The sequence below is a fragment of the Amycolatopsis solani genome (assembly GCF_033441515.1).
GTDB classification, from domain to species: domain Bacteria; phylum Actinomycetota; class Actinomycetes; order Mycobacteriales; family Pseudonocardiaceae; genus Amycolatopsis; species Amycolatopsis solani.
On record NZ_JAWQJT010000001.1, the window covers coordinates 1,613,209 to 1,628,429 of the forward strand.

Annotated in this window: 18 protein-coding genes; 6 read left to right on the top strand and 12 right to left on the bottom strand. The window is 71.3% G+C overall.

The features are described from left to right. Positions 1-115: 115 nt before the first annotated feature. A complete protein-coding gene (locus SD460_RS08140) occupies positions 116-1,012 on the top strand; it encodes a DUF8083 family protein (RefSeq protein WP_290057383.1) in 897 nt (298 codons plus the stop codon). Between the two features lie 218 nt (positions 1,013-1,230). Here SD460_RS08140 and SD460_RS08145 read toward each other — a convergent pair whose 3' ends face one another. Genes SD460_RS08145 through ygfZ form a run of 3 tightly spaced genes read right to left on the bottom strand, consistent with a single transcriptional unit; the run spans position 1,231 to position 3,912 of the window. After that, positions 1,231-2,166 (bottom strand): asparaginase, encoded by a 936-nt coding sequence (locus SD460_RS08145; RefSeq protein ID WP_290057382.1) that lies wholly within the window; start codon positions 2,164-2,166, stop codon positions 1,231-1,233. Further along, a complete protein-coding gene (locus SD460_RS08150) occupies positions 2,163-2,732 on the bottom strand; it encodes an RsiG family protein (RefSeq protein WP_290057381.1) in 570 nt (189 codons plus the stop codon). Before SD460_RS08150 ends, SD460_RS08145 begins: the two co-directional genes overlap by 4 nt. 49 nt (positions 2,733-2,781) lie before the next feature. Beyond that, positions 2,782-3,912 carry a CAF17-like 4Fe-4S cluster assembly/insertion protein YgfZ gene (gene ygfZ / locus SD460_RS08155; RefSeq protein WP_290057380.1) on the bottom strand — a complete coding sequence of 377 codons (1,131 nt, stop codon included), beginning with the start codon at positions 3,910-3,912 and terminating at the stop codon, positions 2,782-2,784. 31 nt (positions 3,913-3,943) lie between these two features. Between ygfZ and SD460_RS08160 the strand changes: the two genes are divergently transcribed. Then, positions 3,944-4,792 carry an aminodeoxychorismate lyase gene (locus tag SD460_RS08160; protein ID WP_290057379.1) on the top strand — a complete coding sequence of 283 codons (849 nt, stop codon included), beginning with the start codon at positions 3,944-3,946 and terminating at the stop codon, positions 4,790-4,792. Here SD460_RS08160 and SD460_RS08165 read toward each other — a convergent pair. The 9 genes from SD460_RS08165 to SD460_RS08205 all read right to left on the bottom strand — a co-directional run bounded on the left by SD460_RS08165 (position 4,771) and on the right by SD460_RS08205 (position 10,801). Next, complete coding sequence (locus tag SD460_RS08165; RefSeq protein ID WP_290057378.1) at positions 4,771-5,190, bottom strand: hypothetical protein; 420 nt, start codon at positions 5,188-5,190, stop codon at positions 4,771-4,773. The genes SD460_RS08160 and SD460_RS08165 overlap by 22 nt on opposite strands. A gap of 98 nt (positions 5,191-5,288) precedes the next feature. After that, entirely contained in the window at positions 5,289-6,137 is an 849-nt protein-coding gene (locus tag SD460_RS08170; RefSeq protein ID WP_290057377.1) for a 5-oxoprolinase subunit C family protein, read from the bottom strand. Beyond that, positions 6,134-6,730, bottom strand: a complete 597-nt coding sequence (locus SD460_RS08175; protein ID WP_290057376.1) for a 5-oxoprolinase subunit B family protein — start codon at positions 6,728-6,730, stop codon at positions 6,134-6,136. Before SD460_RS08175 ends, SD460_RS08170 begins: the two co-directional genes overlap by 4 nt. Positions 6,731-6,734: 4 nt before the next feature. Next, positions 6,735-7,349: a heme-binding beta-barrel domain-containing protein gene (locus tag SD460_RS08180; protein WP_290057375.1), complete on the bottom strand. Its 615-nt coding sequence runs from the start codon at positions 7,347-7,349 to the stop codon at positions 6,735-6,737. A 240-nt stretch (positions 7,350-7,589) separates the two neighbouring features. Further along, positions 7,590-7,901, bottom strand: a complete 312-nt coding sequence (locus tag SD460_RS08185; RefSeq protein ID WP_290057374.1) for a DUF1416 domain-containing protein — start codon at positions 7,899-7,901, stop codon at positions 7,590-7,592. Continuing rightward, positions 7,901-8,737 (bottom strand): sulfurtransferase, encoded by an 837-nt coding sequence (locus SD460_RS08190; protein WP_290057373.1) that lies wholly within the window; start codon positions 8,735-8,737, stop codon positions 7,901-7,903. The genes SD460_RS08185 and SD460_RS08190 overlap by 1 nt, the downstream gene beginning before the upstream one ends. 30 nt (positions 8,738-8,767) lie before the next feature. Beyond that, on the bottom strand, positions 8,768-9,199 hold the full coding sequence (locus SD460_RS08195) for a DUF4395 domain-containing protein (protein ID WP_290057372.1): 432 nt from the start codon (positions 9,197-9,199) through the stop codon (positions 8,768-8,770). 261 nt (positions 9,200-9,460) lie between these two features. Beyond that, complete coding sequence (locus SD460_RS08200; RefSeq protein ID WP_290057371.1) at positions 9,461-9,889, bottom strand: TlpA family protein disulfide reductase; 429 nt, start codon at positions 9,887-9,889, stop codon at positions 9,461-9,463. Positions 9,890-9,904: 15 nt separating this feature from the next. After that, positions 9,905-10,801: an LmeA family phospholipid-binding protein gene (locus tag SD460_RS08205; RefSeq protein WP_290057370.1), complete on the bottom strand. Its 897-nt coding sequence runs from the start codon at positions 10,799-10,801 to the stop codon at positions 9,905-9,907. 152 nt (positions 10,802-10,953) lie between these two features. Here SD460_RS08205 and SD460_RS08210 point away from each other — a divergent pair, with 152 nt between their 5' ends. From SD460_RS08210 to pstC, 4 genes are all read left to right on the top strand, one after another. Next, on the top strand, positions 10,954-11,697 hold the full coding sequence (locus SD460_RS08210) for a winged helix-turn-helix transcriptional regulator (protein ID WP_290057369.1): 744 nt from the start codon (positions 10,954-10,956) through the stop codon (positions 11,695-11,697). A gap of 142 nt (positions 11,698-11,839) precedes the next feature. Beyond that, on the top strand, positions 11,840-12,745 hold the full coding sequence (gene mshD, locus SD460_RS08215; protein WP_290057368.1) for a mycothiol synthase: 906 nt from the start codon (positions 11,840-11,842) through the stop codon (positions 12,743-12,745). Positions 12,746-12,970: 225 nt separating this feature from the next. Further along, on the top strand, positions 12,971-14,101 hold the full coding sequence (gene pstS / locus SD460_RS08220) for a phosphate ABC transporter substrate-binding protein PstS (protein WP_290057367.1): 1,131 nt from the start codon (positions 12,971-12,973) through the stop codon (positions 14,099-14,101). Between the two features lie 197 nt (positions 14,102-14,298). Beyond that, positions 14,299-15,219 carry a phosphate ABC transporter permease subunit PstC gene (gene pstC, locus SD460_RS08225; protein ID WP_290057396.1) on the top strand — a complete coding sequence of 307 codons (921 nt, stop codon included), beginning with the start codon at positions 14,299-14,301 and terminating at the stop codon, positions 15,217-15,219. Positions 15,220-15,221: the final 2 nt, after the last annotated feature.

Sequence of the window (15,221 nt, forward strand, 5' to 3'; positions counted from 1 at the left end):
TCCGGGGGGTTCGATGCGACGTGGCACGGTGTGCCGGTGGTGACAGTGTCGGCCGGACACCGGTTACCGGCCGGTCGGTGGCGATCGGCGCAGGTAGACGTGCCACGATCTACCTGTGCTCCGTCCCTTCGTGGCCTACCTGCGGGTGTACGAACCCCTGCTCGCCCTGGGCGACCCACCGGACGAACGGCTGCGCGCGGCCGTCGCGGCGGCCAAGCTGCGGCGGACGGACGCGGGCACTCGCGAGCAGGCCATGTGGCTCAAGTCACAGGTCGCCGCCCCGCGGCGGTTGCTGCCCGCCGAGCTCGCCGACGGCCGTCCCGCGCCGAGCCTGCTGACCGACGTCCTGGTCCTCGACCCGGCGGACGTCCCGGGCGGCAAGGCCGAGGTCGGCCCGCTGGTCTGCCCACTGGAACTGCGCGCCCGCTCGGCGGCCGCACTGGTGACGTTCCTGGGCGACGCGCACCCGGCGCTGAAGAACGTCGTCCTCGACGAAGGCGGCTTCACCCAGGAGACGATCCGCGCCCGCACCAAGTCGGCGATGGCGGACCTGAGCACGACGGCGGCCCACACGCTGTCGACGACGTGGACGGTCCCGCTGCCCTGGTTCGTGCTGGTCGACCCGGACGACCGCCGCCTGGTCCTCGGCACCGGCCGCGACGATCCGAAGCGCGAACTGTCCTGGCGCGCGACGCTCGCCGACGCCCAGCACCGCGCCCGCGAGGCCGGCGACCTGCTGGAACAGACCTTCGGCGACTCCGGCCCGGGCCGGGTGCTCTTCGAGACCCGCCGCTGGCTGGACAACTTCCACCCGGACTCGGTCATCGAGCTCGACTACGGCGGCCTGGTCCAGCTCTTCGCGGACGCGGTCCTGGAAGCCGACAACACGGCGGACGAGGTCCACGACATCCTCGACGCCCTGCGCTCGGGCAACGTGGAGGAGCTGGCCGAGCTGTTCTCGGACCTGCGCGAGTTCTGGGGCGACCTGGCCTCCCGCGAACGCGCCAACTGAGCCGGCCCACCGCGACCGGCCGGCGCCTGAGCCTGGTGCCGCCACCGGTGACGAGCAGGCTTCGCGCCGCTGCCTGGCCCCGCTGCTGAGCGCGCAGTCGCCCAGCCTGCGATCCCGCCGCTCGGGCAGCTGCCGCCCAGCTGGCCGAACCCGCGGCGCAGGTCGCGCCGAGCCAGCCGGACACGACCGGCGACCGGTCCAGCCCAGCGAGAGTTGTCTCAGCCGTGCAGTTCCGGGACCCGGATCTCCCCGACCGGCCGGCCCCCGCCCAGGATTGAGCCGTTGGCCGGTTCCGGGAGGCTTGTCACGTCCGCGCCCAAGTACCGCAACGCCGCGACCGCCAGCGGGGCGCACGCCCGCTTGTTGCCGTCGTCGATCTTGATCGCCACCGCGAAGCCGTCCGGCAACGCGAACGCCTGCACGCCCTCCGCGCCCGCCTTCGAAACCAGGCTGTCCACCGCGGACATCAACGCCGTGTCCTCGCGGCCGGTGCCGGCGACCAGCCACGGGTGCGCTCGCATCGCCGTGGCCACTCGGCGGGCGGGGCCGTCCGGTGCCGAGGCCACCCGGCCGAACGCGCGGGACAAACCGGTCAGGGAAAAGGCGAACAGCGGGGCTCCGCAGCCGTCCACTCCCGTGTGGGCGATCGGCTCGCCCGTCAGCTCCGCCACCGCCGCCGCGATCTCCTGCTGGAGCGGGTGGTCCGGGTTCTCGTAACCCGACGTCGGCCAGCCCGCGCGGAGGCAGGTGGTCAGCATCGCCGTGTGCTTGCCGGAGCAGTTCATCATCACGCGCCGGGGCTCGGCCGCGTCGCGCATGCTCGGGAGGTGCAGCGGGAAGTCCGGTGGGCAGGCCAGGTCGTCCTCGTGCAGGCCGGCCGCGGCCAGCAGCTCGAGGACCCGCTTCACGTGGCCCGGCTCGCCGGAGTGCGACGCGCACGCCAGCGCCAGGTCCTCGCCGTCGAAGTCCAGGCCCGAGCGCAGCATGCCGACCGCCTGCAACGGCTTGTTCGACGAGCGCGGGAACACCGGCGAGGTCACGTCGCCGAGGGCCAGGCGGGCTTCGCCCTCGGGGCCGGTCACGACCAGGGCGCCGCGGTGCACGCTTTCGACGAAGCCGGACCGGACGACCTCGGCGAGGACCGGGTTGGTCACGGGGCCTCGCCGCGTCCGCGCTCGCTTTCCAGCAGCTCGTCCACAGTGGCCGAACCCTGCTGGTAGCGCTTCGCGATCTCCGCGTTCAACGTGTCCATCACGCCCTGGACCTCGCGGCGGAAGGACGACACCGACAGCTCTTCACTCGCGTAGGTGTCCAAAGCGGAGGCGAGCTTCTCGTCCGAGAGGGACCCGACGTCGGTCAGGTCGGTGTCGCCGATCAGCGCTTCCGCGTGCCGGCGGTGCTCGCCCGCCCGGGACGGCTCCAGCTGCTGGTGGCGGCCCGAACCCGCCGCCGGGCCCAGTGCGTTGTCGGCCAGGATCGTCGCCAGCTGGTCGACGATGCTGGCTTCGCCGCCGGAACTGCGCCGCGCCTGCTCCGCGCGCACGATGTCGATCCGCGCGTGCAGGAGCCGGCGCAGGTAGGAGAGGTCCGTCTCTTCCTGCGCGGCTTCGTCGCGCCGCTCGCGCAGCACCTTCAACGGCAATTCGCCCAAGCCGCTGAGGTACCCCGGGCCGAGCACGCGGTCGATCCGCCGCCTGCCGCCGGGCCGCACTTCGATCACAGCGCAGTTTATCCCGGTTGAGCGTGATCTCGCTGTCAGGGGCTTTCGTTCAGCCACGGAGTTGCGCCGCCGCCGCACGGCCGGGGGCGGGGAGTTCCGACGGCACCGAGTCGGGGTCGATCGCCGCCTGGACGAGGTTGTCCTCCGAGCCCGCCAGCAGCTCCGCGCCCACCGGCGTCGACCGCTTGACCAGCGCCAACGCGATCGGGCCGAGTTCGTGGTGCTGGATGACCGTGCCGATCCGGCCGACCGTGCGGCCGTCGAGCAGCAGCGGGTCGCCGGGCTCCGGCGTGACCTCCGGCGAACCGTCGAGGTGGAGCAGCAGCAGGTTCCGCGGCGGGCGTCCCACGTTGTGGACCTTCGACACCGTCTCCTGGCCGCGGTAGCAGCCCTTCGCGACGTGCGCGGCCGAGCCGACCCAGCCCACCTCGTGCGGGATCGTGCGGTCGTCGGTGTCCACGCCCAGGCGGGGCCGCAGCGACTCGACGCGCAAGGCGTCGAACACCCAGCTGCCCGCCGCCCGCGCGCCTGCGTCCGTCAGCCGCTTCCACCAGTCGAGCAGCGCCGCGCGCGGGACCGCCAGGTCCACGCTGGACCGGCCTGGCCACGGCATCCGCCGCACGAAGCCGCCACCCGGCAGCGCCGCCACCGCGTACGGCTCCGGCCCGATCTCGGCGCCGACCGCGCTCAGCACGCGCTCGGCGTCCGGGCCGAGCACGGTCAGCAGCGCGAGCTCCCCGGTCGCGTCGCGGAGGTCCACCTTGGACCAGAACTTCATCGCCTCGAGGTATTCGAGCAGCGTCTGGGGGCCGCCCTTGGGGAGCGCGCTGGTGACGCTCGGACCCGGGTCGGTGTCGAGGTACACGGTGCCGTCGACGTGCGCGACCACCATGTGCGTCTCGACGCGGCCCTGGCTGTCGAGGACCAGCGCCTCGGTGCCGGAGCCTTCGGCGAGCCCGGTCACGTGCTGCGAGATGACCAGGTGCAGCCACGACAGCCGCTCTTCGCCGGTCACGGCGAGGAACTCGCGGTGCGACCGGTCGATGACGACCGCGCCGCGCGAGGCCGTGCGCTGCTCCGCGAAGGGGTCTCCCCAGTGCCAGGGGACGCCGGCTTCGGGGTGGTCGTCAGGAGAAGGGATCGATCCGGGCACGTCCAGCAGCGGCGAGCGGTACGGCATACCGCCCAGCCTAGGTGAGTACGGTGGCCGCATGCGCGTCCTCGTCTTCCTCGACGGAACCCCGGCCGACCCCGGCGCCGCCCAGATCAAGGTCGACGACCTCGGTCTGCTGCGCGGCGACGGCGTCTTCGAGACGATCCTCGTCGTCGACGGCCAGCCCCGTGAGCTGCGGCCGCACCTCGAGCGGCTGGCCCGGTCGGCGGCCATGCTCGACCTGCCGGAGCCCGACCTCGCCGCCTGGGAGCGGGTCGTCCAGGTCGTACTCGATCGGTGGACGGGCGGCCGCGAAATGACGCTGAAATTGGTGTACACCAGGGGATCCGACGGCGACCCCGCCGCGAAGCCGACCGGGTTCGCGCTCGGCGCCGAAGTGCCGCCGTCGATCTTGAAGGCCCGCGCGGACGGCGTCGCCGCGATCACCCTCGAACGCGGTTTCCCGCCGGACCTCGCCGAGCGCGCGCCCTGGCTGCTGCTCGGCGCGAAGCCGTTGTCCTACGCGGTGAACATGGCCGCGGTGCGCGAAGCCGGCCGGCGCGGCGCCGAAGATGTGATTTTCACCGCCGCCGACGGTTCGATCTTCGAAGGGCCGACGTCGACCGTCGTGCTGGCGAAGGGCCGGACGCTCTACACGCCGCCGTCGAGCATCGGCATCCTGCCGGGCACCACCCAGGCCGCGCTGTTCCGCGGCGCCGAGAAGGCGGGCTGGGCGATCAAGGTGGAGCCGCTGACGGTCCGCGACCTCGTCGAGGGCGACGGCGTCTTCATGGCTTCGAGCGTCCGGAAGCTGACCCGCGTGCACACGCTGGACGGCGAACGGCTGCCCGACTCCTCCGCCGTGTACGCGGAGCTGGTGGCGGCCTACGAGGCCGAGTACGCCTGAGTGATCCGCACGACCGCCGGCGCGACCGCTTCCGCGCGGTACGCGGCGATCTTGTGGTGGCCGTCGATGATCAGCTCGCGTTCGCCGTCGGCCAGCACCACCGCGACCGGCCGGTGCCCGGTGCGGATGGCGGTCCGGTAGTACCCGACGCGGGCCTCGTCGGACGGCGGCCACGTGTCGGTCGGCGTGAGCTCCTGGTCCGCGGCGAGCCGTTCGGGGCCGCTGACGCGGTAGTCGCCGTCGACGAGCAGGTCGAGGACGGGCCCGAGCGTGGTGGCCAGCGGGCGGCGCAGCTGCCCGGTCGCCAGTGCGATCCGCAGCGATTGCGGGAGCTCCGCACGGGCCCGCGTGTTCACGTCGAGGAAACCCGCGCCACCGCTGATCGTCACCTGTTCCACGACTATCAGGACGGGCGGCGGTGCGACATGGTTCCAGCCCCTACCCGGACGGGTGCACCCCGTGACCGCGGTCTCACTCTCCCGGCGGTACCGGACTTTCAGGACATCCGGAACCGGACCCGGGTGCCCGGCCGGGCCTGCGCGAGCGCGCCCAGCGCACCCGCGCGGACGACGGCCGCGACGGGGTAGCCGCCGGTCGTCGGGTGGTCGGCGAGGAAGACCACCGGCTGACCGCTCGGCGGCACCTGGACCGCGCCGGTGACGACGCCTTCGCTGGGCAGCTCGCCGTCGATCGCCCGGCGCAGCGGCGCCCCGTCGAGGCGCAGGCCGACGCGGTTCGACTCGGCCGTGACCGTCCACCACGCCGAGAGCCCGCCGGCCGCGTCGTCGAGCCAGTCGTCGCGCGGGCCGAGCGTCACCGGCACCACCAGCTCGCCCGGCGCCGGGACGGGGACGACGACGTCCGCGCCCGCCGGGACGCCCGTGGGCGCGCCGACCGGGAGCACGTCGCCGGTGCGCAGCGGCGCCGGGCCGATGCCGGAGAGCACGTCCCGCGAGCGACTGCCCAGCACCGGGTCGACGGCGATGCCGCCGGACACCGCCAGGTAGCAGCGCAGGCCGGTCGCCGGGGTGCCGACCGACAACGTTTGCCCGGCGCGCACCGGCACCGGCACGTGGGAGCCGAAGGGCCGGTCGTCGACGGCGACCGCGACCGCCGGGCCGGTGACGGCGACCGTCACCGCGGCGGAGAACCGCGCCGAGAAGCCGCCGAGCAGGGCTTCGACCCCCGCGGCGGCTTCGGCGTTGCCGGCCAGCCGGTTGGCTAGCCGCAGCGACGCCGCGTCGAGCGCTCCGGAAGGCGCGACGCCGAGGTGGGCGTAGCCGGGCCGGCCGAGGTCCTCGACCAGCGCGTACCGGCCCGGGTCGAGGACTTCCAGGGACCTCACCGGACGCTCCGGAAGCGCACGCGGTCACCCGGCGCGAACAACGCGGGCGGGTCCGCGTGCGGGTCGAACAGCGTCGCCGACGTGTGCCCGAGCAGCCGCCAGCCACCCGGTGACTCCCGCGGGTAGACGCCGGTGAACTCGCCCGCCAGCCCGACCGAGCCGGCCGGGACGCGGGTCCGCGGCGACTCCAGGCGCGGCTGGCGCAGCGGCTCGGGCAGGCCGGTCAGGTAGCCGAAGCCGGGCGCGAACCCGGTGAACGCGACGGTGTAGACGGCGTCCGTGTGCAGCTCGACGACCGCTTCCGCGGAGATCCCGGCGTCCGAGGCGATGAGCTCGAGGTCCTCGCCGTCGTAGTGGACGTCGAGGGTGACTTCGCGCGGCTCGCCTCCGGGCGGGTGGGTGAGGTCGGCGCCGTCCAGCAGCGCCCGCACCGCCGCGACGCCCCCGACGACCAGCAGGCTGCGCGCGCCGGGCACGAGGTCGACGACGCCGGCCGGGCGTTCGGCCAGCACGGTCGCGTGCGCGGCGCGCATCTGGTCGAGCGAGTCGCAGTCGAGCAGGGCGGCGTCCTCGCCACACCGCCGCCAGCGCACCGCGTCAGCCGACGACGCGGTGCAGCAGGGCGGAGCTGTGGGGCTGCAGTTCCTGGCCGACCATCGCGCGCTCCTCGACGTAGCCGAGAGAGCCGTCGATCAGGCCGTACAGCCGCTGGGCGGCGGTGACGTCCTTCGCCGTGGCCGTGCGGACCACCGCGTCGGTGCCGAGCTCCCAGGACGTCTGGTTGCGCGGCTTGCCGTAGTACAGCTCGATGATGCCGGTGTTGTGCGTGAGCAGCAGCTCGATCGTGTCGTCTTCCTGCGGCCGCCAGAACCCGGACTCGCGGGCGGCGGGGCGGATGACGTTGCCGTCGTCGTCGAGCAGCCAGGCCCTGGCCTCGTGGATCAGGAAGGGCCGGCCGTCGTGCGAGATCGTGAGCTGCTGCGCGAACTTGCGCGGGCCGTCGATGGTCGGGTAGTCGACCTCGCCCTCACCGCGCCACACGCCGACGAGCGGCAGCAGCGCGAGGCAGGCGTCGTTGAGGTTCGGCCCCTCGCGCAGGTTCGCGGTGTCGTTGGGGATGGGCAGGTCGTCCCACAGCGGGAGGTTGCGCGCCCGGGTGCTCTCCGCGCGCTTCTCCGCTGCCACGATGGCTTCGTCGCCGCTGGCGGTCATGGGTCAGCGCTGGTCCGCGTACAGCCGGTAGACGACGTACACGGCGAACCAGGTGATCGCGATGCCCGCCAGCACCAGCAGGGTCGTAAACAGGATTTCCACGCTTCGGAGGATAGTCCGCCCGGTCCCAGGCGGCCCGGCGCAGGGTCGCCGCGGTGAGCACGGTCACCAGGCCGAAAAGCCGTGAAGGCCTCCTTACCGGCTCTTATGGCCGGTAAGGAGGCCTTCACGGCTTTGGACTCAGGCGACCGAGATCGCCAGCTGGTGGACGCCGGGGCCTTCGGCCGTGACCGTGGCCTCGCCGTTGCCCGTGCGGTGCAGGGCGCGAACCGTCCAGTCGCCCGGCGCCGCGTAGAAGCGGAAGTCACCGTCGGCCGAGGAGACGACCTCGCCGGTGAAGTCGCCGCCGCCGTCGAGGAGGCGGACGAACGCGCCGCCGACCGGGCCGTTCTCGCCCGTCACCTTGCCGGCCAGCACGACCTGGCCGCGTGTGTCGTAGTCCGCCGGCGTGGCCACCTGGACCGGTGCGCCGCAGCTGTCGTCAACCGCCATCACTTCGCTCCCAACTCGACCGGCACGCCGACGAGCGAGCCGTATTCCGTCCATGAACCGTCGTAGTTCTTGACGTCCTCGTAGCCCAGCAGCTCGTGGAGCGCGAACCACGCGATCGAGGAGCGCTCGCCGATGCGGCAGTAGGCGATGGTGCCCTTGCCCTCGTCGATGCCCTCGTCCTTGTAGAGCTCCTTGATCTCGTCCTCGGTCTTGAAGGTGCCGTCTTCGTTGGCGACCTTCGCCCACGGCACGTTCAGCGCGCCGGGGATGTGCCCGGGGACCTGGGACTGCTCCTGCGGCAGGTGCGCCGGGGCGAGCAGCTTGCCGGAGAACTCGTCCGGCGAACGCACGTCGACGAAGTTCTTCGCGCCGATCGACTGGACGACCTCGTCGCGGAACGCGCGGAGGGACAGGTCCTGGTCCTGCGCCTTGTACTCGGTGGCGGGGCGCTTGACCTCGTCGGAGTTCAGCTCACGGCCGTCGAGCTCCCACTTCTTGCGGCCGCCGTCGAGCAGCTGGACGTTCTGGTGGCCGTACAGCTTGAAGTACCAGTACGCGTAGGCGGCGAACCAGTTGTTGTTGCCGCCGTACAGGATCACGCGGTCGTCGTTCGAGATGCCCTTCTCCGACAGGAGCTTCTCGAAGCCCTCCTTGGAGACGAAGTCGCGACGCACCCCGTCCTGCAGGTCCTTGCGCCAGTCGAACTTCACCGCGCCCCGGATGTGGCCTCCGTCGTACGCGGTGGTGTCCTCGTCGACCTCGGCGAACACGACGCCGGGGGTGTCCAGGTTCTCCTCGGCCCACTGAGTGGTGACCAGGACGTCTTCACGGCTCATGGAACGGACTCTCTTTCTGGGGTTGAACTTCTATGACGCGCGGGCGGGGGTGAAGCGTTTGATGAGCAAGAACATTTCGCAGCCGAGGCAGAAGTTGAAGGCCGCGTTCAGGAAGGCCGCGAAGAGCGCGAAGGCCGTCGCGACGATGCCTAGCGGGGTGATCCCCGCGGCGAAGCCGATCGTGCCGACGAGCGCGAACACGAACCCGACCGCCTGCGCGAACCGCAGCGGGGCCGCGTCCTCGCGCTCTTCGGTCGGGCCCAGGCGTGGGGCGACCAGGGAGCGGTACACGATCGAGTAGGGCGCCGGCTTCAGCCCGACGAACGCGCCGATGGCGAACACGACGGTCTGGATCGCCAGCAACGGCCACCACTGGGTGACCAGGACGACCGCGAGCACGATCGTGGTCAGGATGGCGGCGAACCGCGGGCCTCGCGGGTCGACGGCCGGTCCGGCGGACATGGATCCTCCAGCTGGAGCGAAGAGATTACGTGCGAACGGCACGTGTCAGCGGCATCAGGGCTGGCGGGGACGGGCGTGGTTCAGCGCCGGTCGGACGAAGCGCGACACAGGCTGCTGCGGACGCGGCAGAGGTCTACTGCGCGTCGCTGCGTGAGGAAAGTGCTCAGCCTGGTCACGGGTGCGAGCGTACCCAGCTCTCCCTCAGAGTGGGAACCACGTTCACACTCTGGGAGAAATCCCAATTGACGGGAAGGTCCCTGGTCAGGACGTCCGAGTCGTGAGATGCGGCTGCAGCGCGGCCAACAGCTCGGGTCCTTTCGGGACGCCGCCGACGCGCAGCAGCTCCCGGCCGTCCGGGGTCAGCGCGATCGTGGTCGGCGTCCGCAGCACGGACAGCGACTGCGCGACCTCCGGCTGGTTCGTGACGTCGAGTTCGACGTGGTGCAGGCCCTCGGTCCGCTCGGCGAGCGGACCGAGGACGGCCTTCGCGTGCCGGCAGGGCGCGCAGAAGGTGGTGGAGATCTGGACCAGCGTCACGGCGGACGCCGGGTCGAGGGCGGCGGCGACGGGGCCGGGCAGCTCGCGCGCGACGGGTTTCGCCTTGCGGACGCGCCCGTTGCGGGCCTTCAGCAGGACGCCGACGGCCACCGCGGCCACCAGCGTCACCGCGAGCACCCACAGTCCCGTCACCGCACCGCTCCTCTGCTACTTGCTCAAGTCCGCGAAGGACACATCGGTCGCTTCGCCCTTGATCGTGACCGATCCGCTCTGCACCCGCACGCCGGTCGGGGTGACCGACAGCGGCAGGTCCTTCGTGCTGATCGACGCCTTGAAGTTCGGCATCAGCGCCTTCTGCACCGCCTGGGGAACGACCGTGGTCTCCTGGTCATTCCCGAACTGCAGCCGCTTGGGGACGAAGTTGATCGTCCCGCCCTTCGCGTCGGCTTCGATCATCGCGAAGCAGAAGATTTCCAGATCCTTGCCCGCGAACTGAAGGTGTCCCGAAATGCGGACGCCGGTGCTCGACTCGTCGACGGGCTGGCCGTCGGCGCCGGTCGTGGTGGTCGGCGTCGGCTCGCTCTGGCCGGCGTCGCCGTTTTCGACGTAGGCGGTGCTCGACGGCTCGATCCGCAGGTCCTTGATCTTGTCCAGCGGCGAGAGGCGGGCGAGGTCGGCCGCCTTGATGGTGACCGAGCCGGTCAGCTCGCCGATGGTGATCGCCTTCGTGTTGCCCGAGGTGAGGTCGGACAGCGGCGCCGACACGTTCTCCAGCTCGGCGTTCACGGCGACGTCCTGCAGCTTGTCGGCGACCGGGAGGCCGGCGGCCGAGACGCTGATGTGACTGTAGTCACCGCCGAGCGCCTGCGTGAGGAACGGGAAGCCGTGGATCGTCACCGAGGGGTCGTCGCTCAGCTGGAGCTGCGTGCGCGCCTTCTGCGAAATCATGTGCTCGGCGTACGCGGCGGCCCCGAAATCGGCGCCGACCAGCAGGAGCACCAGCACGATGAGTGCGATCACCCAGCGCCGGGCCCGGCGGCCGCGGCGCCGCGTGTCCGGCGTCGGTCCGGGTCGGTCGTCCCGGGTCACGGGCCTGCTCACCATCGCGTCCGTTCTCCTGTTCGTCGGGTCCACCGGTGTTTCTCCAGGTGTGATCGATCCAGCAAGGGTTAGGTGCCGGGCCGTCGAGCCGCTATTCTCACTTAGCACCGGACAACGCCATCGTGCGGCGACGATTTGTGAAGGCGGTGCGGCTCATGAGCCTGGACCTTCTGGTGCTGACTGCGGAAGCCGACGCCACTTCGGTGCTCCCGGCGCTGGACCTGCTGCCGCACACCGTACGCGTCCGTCCTCCCGAGGTGACGGCCCTGCTCGACGCGGGCCACCGGGACGTCATCGTCCTCGACGCCCGCAGCGACCTGGCCTCGGCGAAGAGCCTCTGCCGGCTGCTCAAGGGCGCCGGTGAAGACGAGGCAGCCACGCCGATCATCGCCGTCGTCGGCGAGGGCGGCCTGGTGGCGGTCAGCGCCGAGTGGCGCACCGACGACATCCTCCTGCCCACCGCGGGCCCGGCCGAGGTCGACGCCCGGCTGCGGCTGGTCACGACCCGCGACGGCGGCTCCGCGCAGGTCGACGCCGAGCTGCGGGTCGGCGAGCTGGTCATCGACGAGGCCACCTACACCGCGCGCCTGCGCAAGCGCACCCTCGAGCTCACCTACAAGGAGTTCGAGCTGCTCAAGTACCTCGCGCAGCACGCCGGCCGGGTGTTCACCCGCGCCCAGCTGCTGCAGGAGGTCTGGGGCTACGACTTCTTCGGTGGCACGCGCACGGTCGACGTCCACGTGCGGCGGCTGCGCGCCAAGCTCGGCCCGGAGCACGAGCAGATGATCGGCACCGTGCGCAACGTCGGCTACAAGTTCGAGCGGCCGGCCAAGGGCGGCGCGCCGCGCCAGCCGGTCCCGGCCGAAGCCCCGGCGGAGACCCCCGAGCTCGCGCACTGACGCCGTCACACCTCCCAGGACGCGCTGACAACTCGCGCGTTGCCCCCGGCGCCAAAGCGGCACTTTCATCATGAAAGTGCCGCTTTGAAACGCAAAGCCGCACTTTCACGTGAAAGTGCGGGCTCGCGGGTACGGTCGGAGGGTGACCGGAGAAGGCGAGTGGCGGCAGGAACTGGACGACAAGCAGCTCGAGGACGTCCGCGGGCTGCTGCTGGCCGTCCGCGAGGCCGACGGGCGCCCGGAGGTCGAGCCCGAGGGGCCGCTGCCCGGCGAGTTCGACGGTGGTGAGCACCTCGTCGCCTGCGTCGAGGGCGAGGTCGTCGGCTACGTCCACCTCGACACCACCGGCGACTCCTTCGGCCACCAGGTCGCGGAGCTCTTCGTGCACCCGGCCCACCGCGACCGCGGCTACGGCGCGAAGCTGCTCCAGGCGCTCGACGAGCGCGCCGCGGTCGGCTTCCGGCTCTGGGCGCACGGCGACCACCCCGCCGCACGGAAGCTGGCGCTGAAGACCGGCCTGGAACGCAAGCGCGAGCTGCTGATCCTGCACACGGACGTCGAGGGCGCGGACTGGCCGGAGCCGGTGCTGCGCGACGGCGTCTCGCTGCGGACGTTCGTGCCGGGGCAGGACGAGGACGCCGTGGTCCAGGTGAACGCGCGGGCCTTCGACTGGCACCCCGAGCAGGGCGCGCTGACCGCCGACGACATCCGCGCCGACGAGGCCCGGCCGTGGTTCGACGCGGACGGCTTCTTCCTCGCCGAAGCGAAGGGCGAGGTCATCGGCTTCCACTGGACGAAGGTGCACGAGGCCACGCCGGGCCGGTTCGGCGGCGAGCGCGTCGGGGAGGTCTACGTCGTCGGCGTCGACCCGGCCGCGCAGGGCGGCGGCCTCGGCCGGGCGCTGACCCTGGCCGGGCTGCGGTACCTCGCGGGCCGGGGGCTGCGGCAGATCATCCTGTACGTCGAAGGCGACAACGCGCCGGCGCTCGCGGTCTACACGAAGCTCGGGTTTGCCCGTCACGAAACCGACGTCCAGTACGGTCGGTGACGACGATGGACACCGCGCGAGCACCTCGTCACGGTGTGCGAACGCGCAGGTCACGGCCCGGACACAGCACCCTATCGGGGTAGTAGCACTGCTCACATCCGGAGCCTTGTTCACTTTTCGTTCATCTGGACAGGGTCACCCGTCCACCGGCGCTGCCTAATGTCCGGATCCGGCGCGGCAGCACGCCGCGACGACCCGGTCAAGCTCCTGATGGAGGAAACAGCAGTGAAGATCATGCGGCCCCTGAGCGCGGTGGGCATCGTCGCGAGCGCCGCCCTCGTGCTCGCCGCCTGTGGTTCCGACCCCGCGGCGACCAACAGCAGCAGCTCGAACTCGGCTTCGGCGCCCGCTGCGACCGGCACCGCCGACGTGGAGTGCGGCGGCAAGACCCCGCTCTCCGCGGAAGGTTCGTCGGCGCAGAAGAACGCCATCGACATCTTCACGCAGCAGTACGGCAAGAAGTGCCAGGGCCAGCAGGTCAACTACAACCCGAGCGGTTCGGGTGCCGGCGTCAAGCAGTTCAACGCCAACCAGATCGACTTCGGCGGCTCGGACTCGCCGATCAAGGACGCGGACCTCGAGGCGGCCAACAAGCGCTGCGCGAGCGACGCCCTGAACATCCCGCTGGTCGTCGGCCCGATCGCGGTCGCCTACAAGCTGTCCGGCGTGGACAAGCTGGTGCTGACCCCGGCGGTGACCGCCAAGATCTTCAGCGGTGCCATCACCAAGTGGAACGACCCGGCCATCAAGGCGGTCAAGGGCAACGAGAGCCTGACCCTGCCGGACAAGGCGATCCAGGTCGTCTCCCGCGCCGACGAGTCGGGCACCACCGACAACTTCCAGAAGTACCTGGGCGCGGCGGCGAAGGCCGACTGGACCAAGGGTGCCGGCAAGAAGTTCAACGGTGGCGTCGGCAACGGTGCGCAGGGCTCCAACGGCGTCGCGACCGCGGTGAAGGCCTCCGACGGCGGCATCACCTACGTCGAGGGCGCGTTCGCCAAGGACGGCCTGACCGCGGCCCTCATCGACAGCGGCTCCGGCGGCGTCGAGCTCAACGCGGCGAACGTGGCCAAGTCCCTCGACGCGGCCAAGTTCCTCAAGGACGGCTCGAAGGACCTCGCACTCGACCTCAACGGCATCTACGCCAGCAACACCCCGGGTGCCTACCCGCTGCTGCTGACGACCTACGAGATCGTCTGCTCGAAGTACGCGGACCCGAACGTCGCGAAGGCCGTCAAGGCGTTCCTGACGGTGGCGGCCACCGACGGCCAGCAGCCGCTGTCCTCGAAGGGCTACGTGCCGATCCCGCAGTCGCTGCAGACGAAGGTCCTGGACTCCATCAAGGCGATCTCCTGACCCGGCGTTGCGACTGACACACGAGTGATAGAGGCTGGTCAGAAGTCCTGATGAGCGAGTCATCCTCGACGCGAACGCCCACCGGCGACCCCGGTGGGCGTTCGTCGTCCGCCACGACGCCCCCGGAGGTCCCGATTTCGGAGCAACCAGCCCCGCCGGCGGCACCGCAGCCGCCCGCGGGCGAGAAAGCGAAGAAGGTGCGGGCCGGTGACCGCATCTTCCAGAACCTGACCACCGGGGCCGGGATCTTCGTCGTCGCCCTGATCGGCCTGATCGGCATCTTCCTGCTCATCCAGGCGATCCCGGCGCTGAAGGCCGACAAGGTCAACTTCCTGACCAACCACGGCTGGTCGACCAACGACCCGGCGAACATGGCGTTCGGCATCCTCGACCTCCTCGAGGTCACGGTGGCGACGTCGCTCGTGGCGCTGATCATCGCGATGCCGGTCTCGCTGGGCATCGCGCTGTTCCTGACCCAGTACGCGCCGAAGCGGCTCGCGCGGCCGTTCGCCTACGTCGTCGACCTGCTCGCCGCGGTGCCGTCGATCATCTTCGGCCTCTGGGGCATCCTGGTGTTCGCCCCGGCGATCGAGCCGTTCTCGCAGTGGATCAACGACACGTTCTCGTGGTTCCCGCTGCTGGCGCCCGGCAACGTCGCGCCGAGCGTGCGCGGCACGATCTTCACCGCCGGCATCGTGCTGGCCGTGATGATCCTGCCGATCATCACGTCGCTCTCGCGCGAGGTGTTCGAGCGGACGCCGACCCCGCACATCGAGGGCGCGCTGGCCCTCGGCGCCACCCGCTGGGAAGTCATCCGCACCACGGTCCTGCCGTTCGGCAAGGCGGGTTACGTCGGCGCCTCGATGCTCGGCCTCGGCCGCGCGCTGGGCGAGACGATCGCGCTGGCCGTCATCCTGCTCATCCCGCAGGGCAAGAACTTCGACTGGAGCCTCTTCGACGGCGGGTCGACGTTCGCTTCGAAGATCGCCGCGAACTACAGCGAGTTCAACAACGAGGTCTCGGCCGGCGCGTACATCGCGGCCGGCCTGGTGCTGTTCGTGCTCACCTTCGTCGTGAACTTCGCCGCGCGGTCCATCATCGCCAAGAAGGGGGACTGAGC

What these genes read in the sequence shown, in the direction of transcription:
- SD460_RS08190 (WP_290057373.1), bottom strand. Translation starts at nt 8,737, where the DNA reads ATGAGCCGTGAAGACGTCCTGGTCACCACTCAGTGGGCCGAGGAGAAC.
- SD460_RS08160 (WP_290057379.1), top strand. Translation starts at nt 3,944, where the DNA reads ATGCGCGTCCTCGTCTTCCTCGACGGAACCCCGGCCGACCCCGGCGCC.
- SD460_RS08210 (WP_290057369.1), top strand. Translation starts at nt 10,954, where the DNA reads ATGAGCCTGGACCTTCTGGTGCTGACTGCGGAAGCCGACGCCACTTCG.
- ygfZ (WP_290057380.1), bottom strand. Translation starts at nt 3,912, where the DNA reads ATGCCGTACCGCTCGCCGCTGCTGGACGTGCCCGGATCGATCCCTTCT.
- SD460_RS08180 (WP_290057375.1), bottom strand. Translation starts at nt 7,349, where the DNA reads ATGACCGCCAGCGGCGACGAAGCCATCGTGGCAGCGGAGAAGCGCGCG.
- SD460_RS08205 (WP_290057370.1), bottom strand. Translation starts at nt 10,801, where the DNA reads ATGGTGAGCAGGCCCGTGACCCGGGACGACCGACCCGGACCGACGCCG.
- SD460_RS08195 (WP_290057372.1), bottom strand. Translation starts at nt 9,199, where the DNA reads ATGTCCGCCGGACCGGCCGTCGACCCGCGAGGCCCGCGGTTCGCCGCC.
- SD460_RS08185 (WP_290057374.1), bottom strand. Translation starts at nt 7,901, where the DNA reads ATGGCGGTTGACGACAGCTGCGGCGCACCGGTCCAGGTGGCCACGCCG.